The organism is Bradyrhizobium sp. USDA 4341 (assembly GCF_054063755.1).
The window spans coordinates 7855632-7871535 of sequence record NZ_JBSSGO010000002.1; the positions used below are offsets into that span (position 1 = coordinate 7855632).

Here is a 15904-nt window from a genome sequence, read left to right on the forward strand (position 1 = left end):
TCTGGACCAGAAAGAAATTCAGAGGGGTCGCTGCGCTCAGGCGCGAGCTCAACCTGACACGGATCCCCATTGAAACCAAGGAGAGCATTCGGTGGCTGGAGAACCTCAAACAATCCACCGAGCTTTTCGAGAAACCATCGCAGTGCATCCATATCGGTGATCGTGAAGCCGATATTTATGAATTGTCTTGCGCCGCCCAAGAGGTTGGAACGCATTTCTTGGTAAGGACCTGTGTCAATCGCCTGGCAGGCGATGGCGATCATACCGTTGCAACGATAATGGACGAGGTCGTGGTCAAAAGGTCTCCACCGGATCGAAGTCCAGGATAGCAAGGGCAATCCGGACCAGGCTGTTCTTGAAATCCGGTACCGTAAAATCCGTATTCTGCCACCGATAGGCAAGCAGTCGCGGTATCCAGCTTTGACTTTGACCGTGATCCACGCTGATGAAAGAGGAGCGCCTAGACCGATCTTCCAGTGCAATCGCGCGGGGATGCGATCGAGAAACTCGAATGGTATTCCTTGCGATGGAAGATCGAGGTCTTCCACAAGATACTCAAATCCGGCTGTAGGGCAGAGGACTCGCAACTGCGGACCGCCCAGCGATTGACGAATCTGATCTCGGTATTCTGCATTGTGAGCTGGCGCATTTTTTGGATGACGATGCTTAATCGTTCAGCGCCAAATGCCTCACCGGAGTTTGTGCTGACCAAAGGTGAAATCCAATTGCTTGACCGGCTCGTCAAAGACAAGAATCCAGTCAGCACACAACGAAAGACATTGTCGCATTATCTCATCAAGATCGCCAGGCTCGGTGGCTATCTCGCCCGTGCCAACGATCCGTCACCAGGGAATCTGATCATGTGGCGCGGATTGTCGCGATTCATCGATATCGCAACGGGAGCGACACTCTGACTCAAAAATGTGGGTAATCGTAAGCGCCCTCGGATGTGTACATCGGAGCGCCTGGACACGATGTGGATCATGTCTTCCCGACGGGAAGAACACGCGCGAGCAGGCGTTGAGGGCATCGAAAATCGGATAAGAAGCGAGGCTTTGACACCATTCGTAATCGCGAGGCGACAATCCATTAGCGGCTGAACTCTGCGGCTTGGGCAATCTATCGCGCGGCACGGGTTGCCACTGTCAGACCGTCCCTATGCCCGACAAAATAGGCTGCGGTTATCAAAATTAAGATTGTTGGGAAGATACATAGACTTGAAATAACGTCCCAGCAGCAATCCACAGATGCTACTCGCCAAAACGAGCGTCAATATCGCGCCTCCTAGTAATGATCGGCGTACACCACGGAAGTCTTTTCGAAGCCAGAGTGAAGGGCGATCGTCATCTGGATTACTCCTGAGCCATCTAAACTAACGTTTGCTATCCGCTATTCACCAAAACTGGTACATTGATCGTCTTGATAGAGCACATTCACGATCTGGATGGGTCCTAATTATCCTTCGGCAGGGTGGGTGATTGAGATTGTCTTGATCGTTAAACCCTTGATGAACGATGCGACCTCACCGCAGCGGAACGCGGCATCAACCTGAACTAGCCTGGGCGCCACCTTTGTCGGAAATGCCCTTGGCAAGTGCGTCCATGCACCAGTTATGCGAGTTCACCTTGGAGAAAGCGTCGCTTACACGCTGCGTATCATATGCCCGAATGCTGCCGATCTTTGTGGGCGCCGCGCCTTGATGCGGTGCTGATCGCTGTGGGCGGCTGCATTGTTGACATGCCATGGGAAACGCCAATCCGCAATGGTCACTTTGTCGCCAAATCCACATCGAAGAATATCCAAATGTTGCCGAAACATCTGCGCCGCCTCGAAGCTGAATCGATCGCAATAATGCGTGACGTAGTCGCCGAGTTTAGAAGGCCGGTCATGCTCTGTTCGATCGGAAAAGACTCGAGCGTCATGCTGCACATTGCGATGAAGGCGTTCTACCCGGCCAAGTTGCCCTTTCCCTTGCTTCACGTCGAAACGACGTGGAAGTTCCACGAGATGATCAGTTTCCGGGACGAAACAGCCACGCGGCTCTGGACCTGATCGTTCACGTCAACAAGGAAGGCCTCGAGCGCGGGATCAATCCAGTCGAGTCCGGCTCAATCCTTCATACACAGGTGATGAAGACAAATGCTCTGAAACAGGCACTCGACCTCCGTCAGTTCGACGCCGCCTTCGGCGGGGGCACAACCTGACGAGGAAAAGAGCCGAGCGAAAGAACGGATCTTCTCCTTCCGTTCGGCCGGACATGTGTGGGATCCGCGGGACCAGCGGCCGGAGCTATGGAATCTGTTCAATACGCGAATCCGCCAAGGCGAAACCATGCGCGTATTCGCGATCTCGAACTGGACCGAGCTCGATGTCTGGGAGTACATCATGCTCGAAAAGATCCCCGTCGTCCCACTCTACTTTGCAAAGCAGAGGCCCGTGGTTCTTCGGAATGGCGCAACCATTATGGTCGACGACAAGCGACTTCCGCTTTAGTCCGACGAGACGCCGCAGATGCGGATGATCCGTTTTCGCTGGGATGCTATCAGGCGCCGTCTGACGAATAAGACGGGCTCAGCACGTTCCTTCTGACCATTCCATTCACTGGCCGATACTGCGGTAACCACGGCTTCGTTCAAGAGCCGATCCGCGCCGACATTGTATCGAAAACCGACAATGTCGTGTTCATTCCGATCACATGCTAGTACTTCTGCACGGTGATTATGACTCTTTGGAAGCGTTTGGGTAGGCGCACCCCATTTTGGCGCGGGCCTTTTCTGTTGTGAACATCCATTTGATGCGGGAGCGGGCAGCATTTCTCTGCCGTTCCCAGGTGGAGATTTCGCGGCGCAGCCGCTTGGGGTCGTCGATCCTGCGGGCGAGACACTGTCCCCGCAAGACGCCGATCTCGATCTCAACCATGTTGAGCCAGCTTGCATGCTTTGGGGTGTAGTGGAACTCGATCCGTCGCAGGATGCGCCGCGCTTCGGCGGGCGAGAACGTCTGATACAGAGCGCCGGCGGAGTGGGTCGATAAATTGTCTTGGACGACCTGGATGATCTCGGCATCGGGATAATGGATGTCGACGAGGTCGCGCATGCATTGGGCATAGTCTTTCGCGGTTCGTCGCTCGGTGACTTTGACCTTGCGCCAGGGACGATGCACGTCGAGGATGACGAAGAGATTGACCGTTCCATTGCGACGATACTCGTAATCGTAACGTTCGAGCTGCCCCGGTTTGGCCGGGATCGGCTGACGGACCTCGCCGATGAGCTGCACCGGGCTTTCGTCGAAGCACACCACCGGTGCTCGGGGTCGGGCGCCTCGGCGTAGAGGTCGAGCACGTCTTCCATGCGAGCGACGTATTCGCCATCGACCTGCGGAATGCACCACATGTCGCGGCGCCAGGGTTTGAGGTCATTCTCCGCCAGACGTCGCCGGACCGTCTCGCGCGACAGGTTTTTGTGCTCGGTGAGCTTGACGAGCGCACCCGCCAACAGATCGAGCATCCAGCGGGCACGGCCCTTTGGAGGAGCCGCACAGGCGGTCGCCACCAGCAAGGCTTCTTCCTTGCCCGTGAGCTTGCGTTCCGCCCCGGGTCGCGGCTCCTCGCTCAGCGCCCGTTCCAGATTGCCTTCCACGAAGCGGCGCTTGGTCCGGTACACGGTCGAGCCGCTCACGCCGACACTCCTGGCGATCTCCTCGTTGCCGGCCCCGGCATCGGAAGCCAGCAAAATCTGGGCGCGCTTGAGTTTGCGGGACGCATGCTTGCCGCCGCTGAGTAGCGCCTTGAGCTCGCTGCGCTCGACTTGGCTGAGTTCGACCCGATAGCGTACATTCATGCCTGCCTCCCTGAGAGGCACGCACGAACAACTGAATCGGATGGCCGGCGTGAGTCCTTCGGCAAAAACCTTCACGCCCAAGCAGGGGCAATACCTCGCCTTCATCCACCTCTATACGAAGCTTCACCGAAGGCCTCCGGCGGAAGCCGACATGCAGGAATATTTCCGCGTCAGCCCGCCTTCGGTTCACCAAATGCTGCGATCGCTCGAGAGAACCGGCCTCATCAAAAGGTTGCCAAGGACAGCTCGCAGTATCGAACTCCTCGTTGATCCCAAAATCCTGCCGGAGCTAATCTGACGCATGACCCAACCGGTCAAAATCACTGTGCACAGCCACTAGTCAGTCCGATCCACTGGACAATCGGCTGACCGAGGCGCTCCTCCGAGCGCTCCTTCGCGATGCGCATATCCGTGGCCTGCTAATAGGGGGCGCGGTCGAGGTAAGCATCGAACGCGGCAGCAACAGCGCGAATGACAAAACGGTGCTCTGGTTTGACCCGGACGAAACCCTCTTCGATGTCCAGTATCCCGTCTTCGGCAAGCATTTCCAGACGGTCAGCTGAATCGAGAAAGGGCATCGGCGCAAATCCGTGGGCGGCGCAGATTGCCGGCACGTCGGCCTGCAAGTCGCACATCAGCCGCTCGATGATTGCGGCCCGAAGGCGATCTTCGGCGGTGAGGCAGTGGCCCTTTGAGGTTGCCAGATGGCCAGCACTAATCCGTCGGGTATAGGAACTGGTTGCCGTCTCGTTCTGCACGTAACCATCGCGCAGACGGCCGATGGCTGACGGACCAAAGCCGATCACTGTGTTACACGTATCGGCCGAATAGCCCAGCGAGTTGCGGCGCAGCCGGCCGGTTTGCTGCGTGTGCGCGAGTTCGTCGTCCGGGAGAGCGAAATGGTCGAGCCCGATTTGGCGATATCCGGCGGAGACCAGCGTATCTGCCATGGCTGCAGCTTGCTCGGCGCGCGCAACATTGTCGGGCAACGCCGCCTCGTCGATCTGGCGCTGACGTTTCATGTAGGAGGGAACATGGGCATAGCCGAACACCGCAAGGCGGTCGGGCCGCATGGTCAAAGCCGTCTGCGCTGAGTTCACGCAGGATTGCACGGTCTGATGCGGCAATCCGAAGAGCAGGTCGAAATTGATACGGCTTATTCCATGCTGGCGAAGGCGTTCGACGACAAAAGCGACCTGCGCTTCGCTTTGGAGACGGTTGACCGCCCTTTGAACTACGGGATCGAAGCTTTGTACGCCGATGCTCGCGCGGCTGACGCCCGCTACTCCCAAGGTTTCCGCCATCTCGGCCGTGAACGCGCGGGGGTCGATCTCGACGGCGAGCGCGGTCGATTTGCTGAACGCGAAGCAGCGGCGCAAAAGCTCCATCAGAGCCAAGAAATCGGCCGGTGGGATGGTAGTCGGCGTGCCGCCGCCAAAATGCAGGTCGCTCACTGGAAGACCGTGAGGCGTTTGCTCTGTGACCAGACGAATTTCATCACGTACCGTCAGCACGTATTTGCGAATCGGCCGCTCGCTGTGAGTGAGGCTTGTTGGGAAGCCGCAATACCAGCAGATCGACCGGCAGAACGGAACGTGAAGGTAGAGCGATACGGATTCGTCTGGCGGCAGCCGCCGCAACCACGCCTCACAGGTCGTGGCGCCGACCGCAGCAGAGAAATCCGGTACCGTTGGGTAGATGGTGTACCAGGGCAGGCGAGCATCGCAATATTTGTTCAGGAGTGAGGTCTGCAACGCTTACCTTTCCGCGCTGATACGCTATCAGGCTGATGGATATCCTCTGCTCTGTCTTTGCGTTAAGTCAAAAAAGACTGCCCTGATCCTGAAGCTCGAGACCCTTCTTCGATGTAGCTGCCAGGACAGCCTGCGAACTGGGAGCGGTGAGAAAGTCAGGCGCCAGCCATCATTTGCACCCGTAAGAGAACAAATGGCTCACATGAGCTCGGCCGCCCGGGCTCGATCCGCCCAATCATTGTGCGCAGGAACAATCATTCATCGGAGCGCACATTGCGTCTGCATTCTCCAACGCAGGGGCTCTTGCGACAAAGACAGGATCCAAGGCGTTGCCGGCGGCGAACCAGTCGGCCTCAGCCTTTCAAGGTGTTTTCGGTGGAAAAGCTGATGTGGATGCCTCAGGCGTTCGATCGAGTCAGGAAATCACGCTAAATCCGATTGGTAGTCCGCGCCACGCTGGGCCGGCAGCGCAGGGCCAATCGGCCAGGAGGGCTCATGAACCTGAAAGCACCCGCGGCGGGCGCCGCGCATCAGCCTATTCTCCATTGCCCGAACTGCAATCATGAGATTCACCTCACCGAATCTCTTGCTGCTCCCCTGATCGAGGAAACTCGCCGACGTTTTCAGCGACAATTGGCGGACAAGGATGCCGAGGTCGCCCGCAAGGCCGAGGCCTTGCGCCATGAGCAGGAGCAACTGGCGAGACAACGCGAACAGATCGAGGATCAGGTGGCCGCGCGCCTGGCGGCCGAGCGCACCGAACTCGTCGCCATGGAAGCGAAGAAGGCTCGGCAGGCCGCGGCGGCCGAGCTGCTGGCAAAAGCTGCCGAAGTGGCCGAGCTTCGTCAAAGCCTGGAGGCCAACAATGCCAAACTTGCTGAGGCGCAGCAGGCGCAGGCCGAACTGATCCGCAGGCAATGTGCCCTTGACGAAGAGAAACGTGAACTCGATCTGACCATCGAAAAGCGCGTGCAAGCCTCAATCGCGGATATCCGGGCCAAAGCCAGGCAGGAAGCGGACGAAGCCGCCCGCTTTCAAGTGCTCGAGAAGGATCAAACGATCGACTCCATGGCGCGGACGATCGAAGAGTTGAAGCGCAAGGCTGAGCAAGGCTCGCAGCAATCCCAGGGCGAAGTGCTTGAGCTCGAGCTCGAAGAGCTGCTTCGCAGCCGTTTTCCCACTGATACAATCGAGCCGATCGGCAAGGGAGAGCTGGGTGCGGACGTCGTCCAGCAGGTCAACGGTTCAATCGGTCATCCTGCGGGCCTCATCCTTTGGGAATCCAAGCGTACGAAGGCATGGAGCGACGGCTGGCTCGGGAAACTGCGCGACGACCAAAGGCGGTGTGGCGCAGATGTGGCCCTCATCGTTTCACAGGCGCTGCCGAAGCACGTCGAATTTTTCGATCTGATCGACGGAATATGGGTTGCTCATCCCCGCTGTGCTGTTGCGGTCGCGATCGCGCTCCGTCAGGGGCTGATTGATTTGAGCAGTTCGCGCCTGGTGCAGCAAGGCCAGCGAACCAAAATGGAGCAGGTGTACCGGTATCTGACCGGCACCAGGTTCCGCCAGCGGGTAGAAGCTGTCGTTGAAAAATTCAACGACCTGCGAGAAGATCTCGACAAGGAGCGCAAATTCATGGGCCGACAATGGGCCAAGCGCGAGACGCAGATCCTCTCTGTCATCGAATCTACCGTTGGCATGGTCGGTGACCTTCAGGCGATCGCCGGCAAGGCGATGCCGGAAATCCAGAGCCTCGATGCACCGCTGCTGGAATGCTCGGCCCAATCGGAGCGCAAAGCGTCATAATCAAAAGCGACGCGCAGTTGAGCCTCTTTCGGCTTCGATTTCATACACCCTGTGCGAACTGACAGGTTGGCATGCTACCGTTCGGCTCGCGCCTTGCAATTCCCCCTCGCGCAATAGCCCCTTTGCCAGCAAGCTTGCACGTAATGGTGAGAAAGCGCCGGCGGGTCTCGGCGTCGATGTTGTTTTTCTTACGGTAGAAGGGCTCGTCGAGGAGCGATAGTCGGCGCTTCTATTGAAGCTCCACAATCTGCACGCATCGTTGTCAGTCGCGCCTTTTCAAACCTGCGCAGACGGGATTTGAGCCCATTTGCATTCAGCGGCTTGGGCGAGAAACGCTTCGGAAGCGATGTCGTGTTCCGATTTGCGTTCCGGGCTGCCTAGGTTGTGCAGAATAAAATGGTATAGGCGAACGAGGGTAGGGATAGTATTTAGCGTGGCGCCTCCGGATGCAACGAGCGGAATGCTCTTCAAGCTGGGATTGTCAGACAAGGAGTCTCGGTTGATGAAACGCAGGGTGCGAGATCGTACAACGTGACGCAACGTGAGTTTCAATAGCCATCGAACCGGCGTGAAAAACATTTTTGCATTCCACGTCATAAGGATCGATCAGCCTCAATTCCGCCACGCCGCTTGTCTCATTGCGCCAAGCATCGTCACGGATGTACTGATGATGCTGGGGCTGCCCCGGCGCACTTCCAACCCCGGCAGGTGCGTCGGGGCGCTTTAATTCGGCCACGCCATTGTGAGTGCTGCGAGTTCAACAATTCCCAAACAGGCCGCAGGCTGTGCCGGAATCGCAACGCGCGGGTATTGTCAGCTTCTGCACTCCCTGGCACGTCCAAGTCAGACGATACGCGTCTGTTCTGCTTCAGAGGCTCGGATCGTTCGTTTTGGAATCTTTGCGACTGTTGTCATGAGCCTCGGTGGTGCTCGATGACCGCAACGACAGCTGCAGCAAAAGCAGATCCAACGGCATTTAGGTGCGAACCAACTGCACGCCGGCAATGAGCAGAACCGCCACGAGGATGAACCTAATAGCTGCCTGGCTCAGCCATTTCAGGCCGATAACCGTTCCTGCGACGGCTCCTCCCAGTGCGGCGATTGCGTAAATGGCCGAATCCGAACACGGAAGCTGGCCTGTGAAAAGAACTCCGACGAAGTCCACTGTGGAGTTCGCTAGGATGAACGGAGGCGACAGCAGGGTGACTTGCCTGGCTGACGTCCAGTTCAGTGTCATGAGCGCGGGCGCCAGGAATACTCCGCCGCCCACGCCGGTCAGACCAGAAACCAACCCGATGACCGCCCCAATGCTTACGCTTCCCCAGAGCGGAGTTTCGCAAGCGCGATGGGCAACGCTCCCACGCCGAACAATCATCACAGCGCTCGCCAAAAGGAGGACAAGACCGGTCAACGTCCTGTAAACGTGCTCCCCGAGCACCAGCAAGCTGCCGGCAAGTGCTGCCGGCATTGATGACAATAGAAGCGGCCGGAGCGCTATCCAGTCGATGACTTTGTTGCGGTTTAAGAACCACGTGGAATAACTCGCGACAACAATGTTGAGGCCAAGCGCCGTCGGGCGCATCTCTGTAGAAGGCAAGCCGGAAAACGCCATGAGGGCTAGGAACGCGGTTCCACCCGCCTGACCAACCATTGCATAGAGCAGCGAGATAATCGCGAAGAACAGAGAAAGCATACTTCATCTACCCTGCGAAAAGTTCTACGCCTGCCTTGCACCTAGCTCCATGGAGTTCGAATTTGTCTTTCCACGAGGGAAGAAGTCCAAGCGAGCGCTTAATCGGAGGCCGCGCGCCGCACCTGGCACCGGCTAAGGTTGCTAGACGATTGCCATTTGTGGGTCGGCTTCTTCAATTGCCAGCCTTGGTACTTGACCAGGATATGAAAGTGGTACGCCAGCGCCTGGCTGTTTGAAAGGCGCTTTGGGGGGGCGCCGCGCCGAGCGGCACTCTTTCCAGGCCGCCGGAGCGTTGCGTAAGTGGCGCTGTCGCGTTTCCTCCAGATGTCGCCATTGCTCCAAGCGCGCGTGCGCCGAACCGGGCTCTTCTCTTGAATTTCTTGTTTCGAGGATTGATTCGGAGAGGTCCCCAGTTGGTACGACACTTGCTGATCCGCTGCTAGGTCCTCTCCCTTATGGAGATGCGCATGCAAGGCGTCCTCTGCAGCCGGCAGGTCTCGCTTCGGCGCGTGTCTCCCGTTGCGCGCCTGGCGCGCGGATCATCTGTGCCTTCAATTCAGGTGCGCTGGACCTCTCTAACGCCCCTGATCAGGCGAGGGGCCGTTATATCACGCGGTCACCTGCTGGCTCGGCTCTTCCGTGTTGGTCGCCGATCGCGTTTCCGACGCCGTCGAAGGACGGAGGATCCGCGAAGAATCCGCGACAGCAATTCGCAGGATGGGGAAGAAACTATAACCTTTCCGTCGGGAGGAAACAGAAAGCCGATGTCGGAACTGCGAAGGTCGATCCCGGCGCCGTCAAGTTGGCCAACGTGCTCCATTTCGCCCGAATCGCGAAGCTCAACGTTCAGGATATCATCGTGCTCGATCTTGAGGCAAAGCCACGCGTCTTTCGGGCAGCACAGTCGCTCCTTGGGTAGAGACGATCTTGTCATTCATAGCTGGTTGGTGTCGCCAGCTGGATATCAAGGGTCATCGGGTTTGCCGTGGCCGCCCTATCAAAAGCGATTCAGCTTTGGGGCAGCATCGAGGGCACAGACCATCGACACGCACGACAATGCGGTAATCGCCTGCTTGGCCTGCTGGTCATCGGCGAGCGAAATCAATCGGATGGAATTCGACGACGCTTCGGTCGTGGAGTGCCGTCCGGTGTCCGACGAGGATAGCGGCCAGACCCCGGCGCATGACAGGACAATTATCGCGCGGCAGACGGCGGAAGGCGACATATTCGGGAATGGCGTCTGACGCAGCGCGTGCTCCAGCCTCACGAGTTCAGCTCATGGAACGGAATTTGGATCCGCCTGAAACAAACGCAAGCGAACGCAGCGATGGCGAGCCGGACCGGCGTGCCGAAGCGCCCATCGTGGATCTTTTTAGCTTCACCGAGTGCGCAAACAAGACGCATTCGCTGAGAGCGTTGTTCGATCTTCTTGTAAACCGTGCCACCGAGGAAGGATTCAGTGAAGTTGCTTACGGAGCCCTCAACTTCGTCGAGCCGCTTCGGTTGGCTGAATATCCACCGCCGACTGTCGCTGTGAATTGGCCGCCGGCCTGGTGCGATCGATACTTCAAAGGCAAGTACCACACCATCGATCCGGTGGTCCGGCGGACGCCGATGCATTCGCGTCCGTTTCTGTGGGACCAACTCGCTGACCATTATCAGCTTCTACCGGACGAGAGACGCGTATTGGAGGAGGCTAGGGAGGCCGGCCTGAAGCATGGCATGAGCGTGCCTCTATTTGGCCCGTTGGGCCAAGTATCTGTGGTGTCCTTTGCATCTCCGTCCGACGATGCTGATCCGCAGAATCGCATCGGTCATCTCCATGCCCTGGCTTCGCTCTTTCACACCGCCTTTGGCGAGATTGCTCGACCCTCTAATGGCGGCTGTGGGAAAAAAATTGCGTTATCGCAACGGGAGATCAGTTGCATGCGGTGGGTGGCAGAAGGGAAATCTTCCTGGGAAATCGGCATGATCCTAGGAATCAGCGTTAATACGGTTAATTTTCATATCAAGAATGCGATGCGAAAGCTGGGTGCGACCAGCCGGATCCAGGCGACCGCTATCGCCATTCGCCTCAATATTCTTTGAGATCCCATCCTCACTGCCAGGAAGTGCGATTGACGCCAAGCCCTGGCAAGGCTCATGTCATTCGAACAGTGCTTCGTTGAGACAGGCGACGTGAAACTCACGTTGCGTGAGGTTCTGGAGTTCGACGACGCATGTCAAGCCGACTGGTTTGGTGCCCTCGGGTGTGCCTGCGGTCTGCTCTGCCAGCCAGTGATCTAAGCCTAGACGAGCTCGAGCCGGTTCCGCTGGCTGGTTGCGAGGCGGTAGGGCAGCATTTCGAGAAAGAACCCCGACCGTTAGTCGGGGCTCTCGATTTGACGCTTGCGCGCGTGGGGTTCGCTATTTTGCAAACGCTGGGCCGAACTTGTAGTTGAGCCGTGCCGTGACAAGATCGATGTCCTGGTGAACGCGATCGAAGCCGACGGCCGTGGGGAAGCTTACGTTGCTGCCCTGCATGAACAAGTGATTATACTCGAGGCCAGCCGACCAGTTCGGGGTCAGGCTGACTTCGGCGCCAGCGCCGAGCGCGCCACCCCAGCGAACATCGCTATTCCTGCCAAGCTCGGTGCCAGTGGCCACTGAGTTGACGTGATAGGTGTTGCTGGTCACCGCCGCACCGCCCTTGGCGTAAAGCAGCACGGCATTGAACGCGTAGCCGACGTGGCCCGTGAGCAATCCAAATGCATCTGTCTTGGTGCCAATGGTGTCCGCTGGGAAGGCACTGCTGACATTGGAGCCGCTGAAGTCGGCCCAGTTTCCCTGGCCTTCGATGCCGTACACCGTTTTGAAGATCTGCCAGCGATAGCCGATCTGGCCGCCGACGGTGCCGCCGGTCGAATTATGGCAGCCCTCGGAAGCAACGCCGTTGAAATCCCAGCAATTGTGACTCGATCCCCAGCCGCCATTGAGACCGATATAGTAGCCGCTCCAGTCGTTGATCGGGGCTACGACCGGAAATGGGGGGGCCTTGATGTTGACAGGCTGCCCGGCGAGGTCAGCGCCGAATGCGGGAGCTGCAGCGCCGAGTGCGATGCTTGCGGTCAGAATCAGCAAATTCTTCATTCCAGTGTCATTCCTTTTGATGCCCCCCGGCGCCGTGCGTCTTAACAACATGATTGCGAATTGCTGTAACTGAGCCACAACATTCCTTCGAAAGAAATGAGTCAAAACGCACGGTGCGTCAGGTTGTGAAGCGCCCTAACTTGCGACGCCTCGACGAAAATGCAACGACATTGATAGGGCGCCTCGTGGCGCCTTTACCTGAAGGCGATGCGATCGTGATGGCACTGGTGCGACGCAATGCTGCGAGCGCATTTGCTGAAGCACCGCCACAACCAGGTTCCTGGCGATACCTCCGGCTGCGCGTCGTTCAGCGGGTTTCGTCATGAGCCGCACAGATGAAGGCGTCCTTATCGGGATGAGAGTTGAATATATCTTGAGTCAGGACTCGTGTGGCGACTTAAGATTTTGGTAACGTCGGAAATGATCCATCAGAAGCATTGATCGATCGAAATTCGGCCATCCCTGAAGATCCGGAGCGGTATCTGGCGCGCTGTAACTGCTCTTGCCGCGACAGGAAAGCCAATCGAGCTGGTGCGCCGCCAAGATCATCTGCCGCAGAATGTTGGTCACCGCGCCGGATGAAGCCCGCATCGAAATTGCCGAGACGCATGCCAAGCTGCCAGATACGGTGCGCATTGTGTCACGTCGGGACAGCGCGTGCTTGTCGCGCCTTCGTTGCCGGTGTGCTCCCGTTTCTGTCCTACTGGTGTGGAGACCACGAGAGCTGCATAAGCAGGGCTCCCTGACGCAGTCGTCGGTGTAGAAGATGAGCAGGGAAAACTCAGATCGACCACGACCTGCCCCTTCGGGAGTTGACGATACCGTCCCGTTCCTGCCGATAACAAGGATACCGGCCAGCTGGAGGACGAACCTCTACTGTTTGCTCGGCGACGCCAGCTCCGCTCGTAAATTGCGTATCGCTTCGTTTGCCAGATGCAGGGTATTCCGTTCGCCGGTCCTGATCGAACACTCCAGTAATGCTCGCAAGCGGCGGTGAAGAAACGTCTTGAGATGATGCGCCAGAACTGGGTCCTTCTCGACAAAGCGCCACGCTTTTTCAAATGCGATGCTTACGATAGCCTCTGGCGTTTGCACCTGGCCGGATATGACCTGATCCATCTCAAAACTCCTCGACTCTGGCACAAGGTAAAAGTTTTGTCCGAAGCGTGCCGACGAGCTGCGGCCTGTCTTGAGCGGCAAGAAGTCGGAGCCACAGCCAAAATGTGTGTCGATCCTACAGCGACCTTTATAGTGCCGTTTGTTGAAGTCCGGATGACCGAATGTCGAAGTGCCAGCGTAAGTCGGACGATTCTGAATTGGCTGAAGAGACCCTGCGTTGACATTTGCCTCTTTGCGCCGCGCATCTTGTTGCCCGCCGTTCGCCCTTCGCCGTTCGCCGGGCCCACACTCCCAAGAGTCAGTCGAACTACAGCCGTCTTACGGTGCAGGCCATTCGCTAGCTTCCAAACTGTCAAGGCTAAGAAGTGTTTTGGGTGATGTCGTATGCGCTCTTTATGTCGCGTCCAGCTGTGTGGCTCGTTCTCGACAATCCGTTCGCGTGCTTCCCGACATGCGTCAACAGCCTGGTCGCATCCGCGGGTTCCTGCGCACGCCACCACTTTTGCGATACGATTCGACTCCGGATGGGGCGCACCAAAGAAACGGGACAAGCTATCGCGACAATTGCGTTGATCTGCCAGGAGCTCGTTCTGGCGACGAAATATCAGGTGGCCCGCAACTTTAGAACAATGCGGCCACGATCAGGGAGCTAGGTTATGCTGCCAAGATCCGAATATCGGAAGGCGCGGTCAACCGTGCGGTGCCTCGCACGAATATCTCGGATCGTGCGTCCCCCTATCTGCCCTGGAGTAAACTGCGAGCATGTAACATTGCCATGATCAAGCGTTTGAGGTGCAGTCCAGCGGAGATCGGATGAATGTCTCGCTCCTCGAAGCGAAATGATCAGCACGTGGAAGCGGCTCACTCACCTAGCGGTGAGCCACGGTCTCGAAGCGGCCTTATCCGTGGGCAGGAGAGCACAGCCACGGTCAGCCCGGCGATGAAGCTTTCACTGAGCGGCCGTCAAATCGCAGAGGAGCAAAGCGGCCTCAGCCCGCCGCACGTGCCAGAATCAATCTGGCAATCCGCGTCTGGTTGGCCGGAGTGCGCAGTGCAGGCGGTAAAGCGGCCACTGCCTGATCGAGAAGGCGCCCCAAGATTTGAAGCTCTTCTGGATGGTAAACGCCATGGTCCCGTCTCATTCGCGCTGCTCGCCCGCCGCCAGGATGGCCACCGGTGCTCGTATCGCCGAGCTGGCCGAGCTCCAGTTCCGCTGATATCATTTCGTTCGTGAGTGCGTTGAGCAGCTGGATTGCCTCGAGCTCGTTGCTTCCTTCGCGTACGAGAGTTGCCACGATATCGAGTTGTAGGTCGATGCGATCCTCAAGGTCCTGCATGCGTGAATTCGAAGGGTCAAGTTCCACAGTGTTGCTCCAGATTAATTAGACGAGATTGACATGTAGTTTTTGTGTGCGTTCCGGTTTGCGAGGCAGCCGATGCGGTGCGTGACGGAATTTCCGCTGCACAAGACAACTCGCGCATGTGCAACCAAAGAAAGGGACAGGCTGGTCTCGCAGAAAGACCTGAAGGAGGTATGCTCGCTATAGAGCGCTGTGCGCTGCGTGGTAGAACGCCCGTCTTTGATTGAGCTATCGAGCCGGCGTACTCCAAGCTAGCGGACCTCGCAGGAACGCCGTTGGCATAGGCGGAACCCACCAAACAGCGTGGAGCGGATGGGCGGCATGAGAACCCCGCGATCAAAGGGCGTAAGTGGGCGGCTAGTGTTGTCGCATGGCCTTTCGCGTCGCCGAAATCGACGTCAGTACGCGTCGCTGATACCAGCGCGTCCTTTTTGTGTTTAAGGAGGTCAGATGGCTGACGTCGCATTGCTTGAGAATCGCAACATCGCGAAAGTAACGGGGCTGTCCACCTGGTCAGGCCGACAAGCCTTGCCGAGGCCGGCGCAAGAGCCAGTGCGGCTGCCTGGCTTCTATGCGACGCACGCATGCAACCCGGCCAATGCGCGTGAGAAGCACCTAATCTTCGGGGACGCCTTCAGGATGACGAAACTGCTGTCGGCTACTTCGAATGAGGGCCATACGGTTCGGCGAGCCATCCGGCTGAAGCTGGACCGCTGGTGGCGCGGTTTCAAAGGTCGAGGGATATCGTTGGTGATGTCGGCGCGAAAGGCTTGAGCCGGCCTGCGACTTGGCAGAAAGCAAAGGGGGTCCATGGTCACACGAGCTTCGTCAAAGGTGCTTTCCGGAAATCGGTGAGCGACTATGGTGCATTTGGCTGAAATCCGTAAAATCGAAAGTTTTGATGGGATGCATCCAGTCCGCGGATAGCGCGCGCGACTATCCTTGACCTGCTCTGGACGACGCATAAGACAAGCCCGCATACGGGTTGAGCCACTTTGTCATGCCAACGCTATTCAACATGTCAAGTCGCTGCCGACGACATCGGCTGCGCGGCCGGCAAAGTGATGCTTGACGTCGCGCCTATATCCTTATGAGTTTGGGATCTCCCGTCGAGCAAGAAAGAACTCCTTGATCGTATGCCAATGGGCACGTACGGCATGGGGCCGGGCATCCCGCAGTAGCGAAGTTGAACAGACATTG

General features: G+C 57.7%; 13 protein-coding genes and 1 pseudogene. 7 read left to right on the plus strand and 7 right to left on the minus strand.

The features are described from left to right. Positions 1 to 476 precede the first annotated feature (476 nt). Positions 477 to 914, plus strand: a complete 438-nt coding sequence (locus ACVIGB_RS42990) for an IS4 family transposase (protein ID WP_456724776.1) — start codon at positions 477 to 479, stop codon at positions 912 to 914. Positions 915 to 1803: 889 nt separating this feature from the next. Next, positions 1804 to 2490 (plus strand): annotated as a pseudogene (cysD, locus tag ACVIGB_RS42995) (sulfate adenylyltransferase subunit CysD); the annotation flags it as partial. Between the two features lie 228 nt (positions 2491 to 2718). On the opposite strand, the gene ACVIGB_RS43000 reads toward cysD, so the two are convergent. Then, a protein-coding gene (locus tag ACVIGB_RS43000) for an IS630 family transposase (RefSeq protein WP_456724775.1) occupies positions 2719 to 3839 on the minus strand; the annotation gives its coding sequence in 2 pieces (ribosomal slippage) (positions 2719 to 3305 and positions 3305 to 3839; 1122 coding nt in all). On the opposite strand from ACVIGB_RS43000, the gene ACVIGB_RS43005 reads away from it, so the two are divergent. After that, positions 3838 to 4137, plus strand: coding sequence for a LexA family protein (locus tag ACVIGB_RS43005; RefSeq protein ID WP_456724774.1), 300 nt, complete (start codon positions 3838 to 3840; stop codon positions 4135 to 4137). The genes ACVIGB_RS43000 and ACVIGB_RS43005 overlap by 2 nt on opposite strands. 121 nt (positions 4138 to 4258) lie before the next feature. Here ACVIGB_RS43005 and hemN read toward each other — a convergent pair whose 3' ends face one another. Beyond that, positions 4259 to 5593 carry an oxygen-independent coproporphyrinogen III oxidase gene (hemN, locus tag ACVIGB_RS43010; RefSeq protein WP_456724773.1) on the minus strand — a complete coding sequence of 445 codons (1335 nt, stop codon included), beginning with the start codon at positions 5591 to 5593 and terminating at the stop codon, positions 4259 to 4261. A gap of 495 nt (positions 5594 to 6088) precedes the next feature. Between hemN and ACVIGB_RS43015 the strand changes: the two genes are divergently transcribed. After that, on the plus strand, positions 6089 to 7402 hold the full coding sequence (locus tag ACVIGB_RS43015; protein WP_456724772.1) for a DUF2130 domain-containing protein: 1314 nt from the start codon (positions 6089 to 6091) through the stop codon (positions 7400 to 7402). A gap of 976 nt (positions 7403 to 8378) precedes the next feature. Here the strand turns inward: ACVIGB_RS43015 and ACVIGB_RS43020 are convergent. Further along, positions 8379 to 9095 carry a sulfite exporter TauE/SafE family protein gene (locus tag ACVIGB_RS43020; RefSeq protein ID WP_456724771.1) on the minus strand — a complete coding sequence of 239 codons (717 nt, stop codon included), beginning with the start codon at positions 9093 to 9095 and terminating at the stop codon, positions 8379 to 8381. Positions 9096 to 10204: 1109 nt separating this feature from the next. Between ACVIGB_RS43020 and ACVIGB_RS43025 the strand changes: the two genes are divergently transcribed. Further along, positions 10205 to 10339, plus strand: coding sequence for a hypothetical protein (locus ACVIGB_RS43025; RefSeq protein WP_456724770.1), 135 nt, complete (start codon positions 10205 to 10207; stop codon positions 10337 to 10339). 118 nt (positions 10340 to 10457) lie between these two features. Next, positions 10458 to 11183, plus strand: coding sequence for a LuxR family transcriptional regulator (locus ACVIGB_RS43030; RefSeq protein WP_456725292.1), 726 nt, complete (start codon positions 10458 to 10460; stop codon positions 11181 to 11183). 318 nt (positions 11184 to 11501) lie between these two features. Here the strand turns inward: ACVIGB_RS43030 and ACVIGB_RS43035 are convergent, their stop codons facing one another. The 4 genes from ACVIGB_RS43035 to ACVIGB_RS43050 all read right to left on the minus strand — a co-directional run bounded on the left by ACVIGB_RS43035 (position 11502) and on the right by ACVIGB_RS43050 (position 14680). Continuing rightward, positions 11502 to 12224 (minus strand): outer membrane protein, encoded by a 723-nt coding sequence (locus ACVIGB_RS43035; RefSeq protein ID WP_456724769.1) that lies wholly within the window; start codon positions 12222 to 12224, stop codon positions 11502 to 11504. A 397-nt stretch (positions 12225 to 12621) separates the two neighbouring features. Next, positions 12622 to 12834 (minus strand): hypothetical protein, encoded by a 213-nt coding sequence (locus ACVIGB_RS43040; RefSeq protein WP_456724768.1) that lies wholly within the window; start codon positions 12832 to 12834, stop codon positions 12622 to 12624. Positions 12835 to 13097: 263 nt separating this feature from the next. Continuing rightward, a complete protein-coding gene (locus ACVIGB_RS43045; RefSeq protein WP_456724767.1) occupies positions 13098 to 13343 on the minus strand; it encodes a hypothetical protein in 246 nt (81 codons plus the stop codon). Positions 13344 to 14332: 989 nt separating this feature from the next. Then, positions 14333 to 14680, minus strand: a complete 348-nt coding sequence (locus tag ACVIGB_RS43050; RefSeq protein WP_456724766.1) for a NolY — start codon at positions 14678 to 14680, stop codon at positions 14333 to 14335. 474 nt (positions 14681 to 15154) lie between these two features. On the opposite strand from ACVIGB_RS43050, the gene ACVIGB_RS43055 reads away from it, so the two are divergent. Further along, complete coding sequence (locus tag ACVIGB_RS43055; protein ID WP_456724765.1) at positions 15155 to 15478, plus strand: hypothetical protein; 324 nt, start codon at positions 15155 to 15157, stop codon at positions 15476 to 15478. Positions 15479 to 15904: the final 426 nt, after the last annotated feature.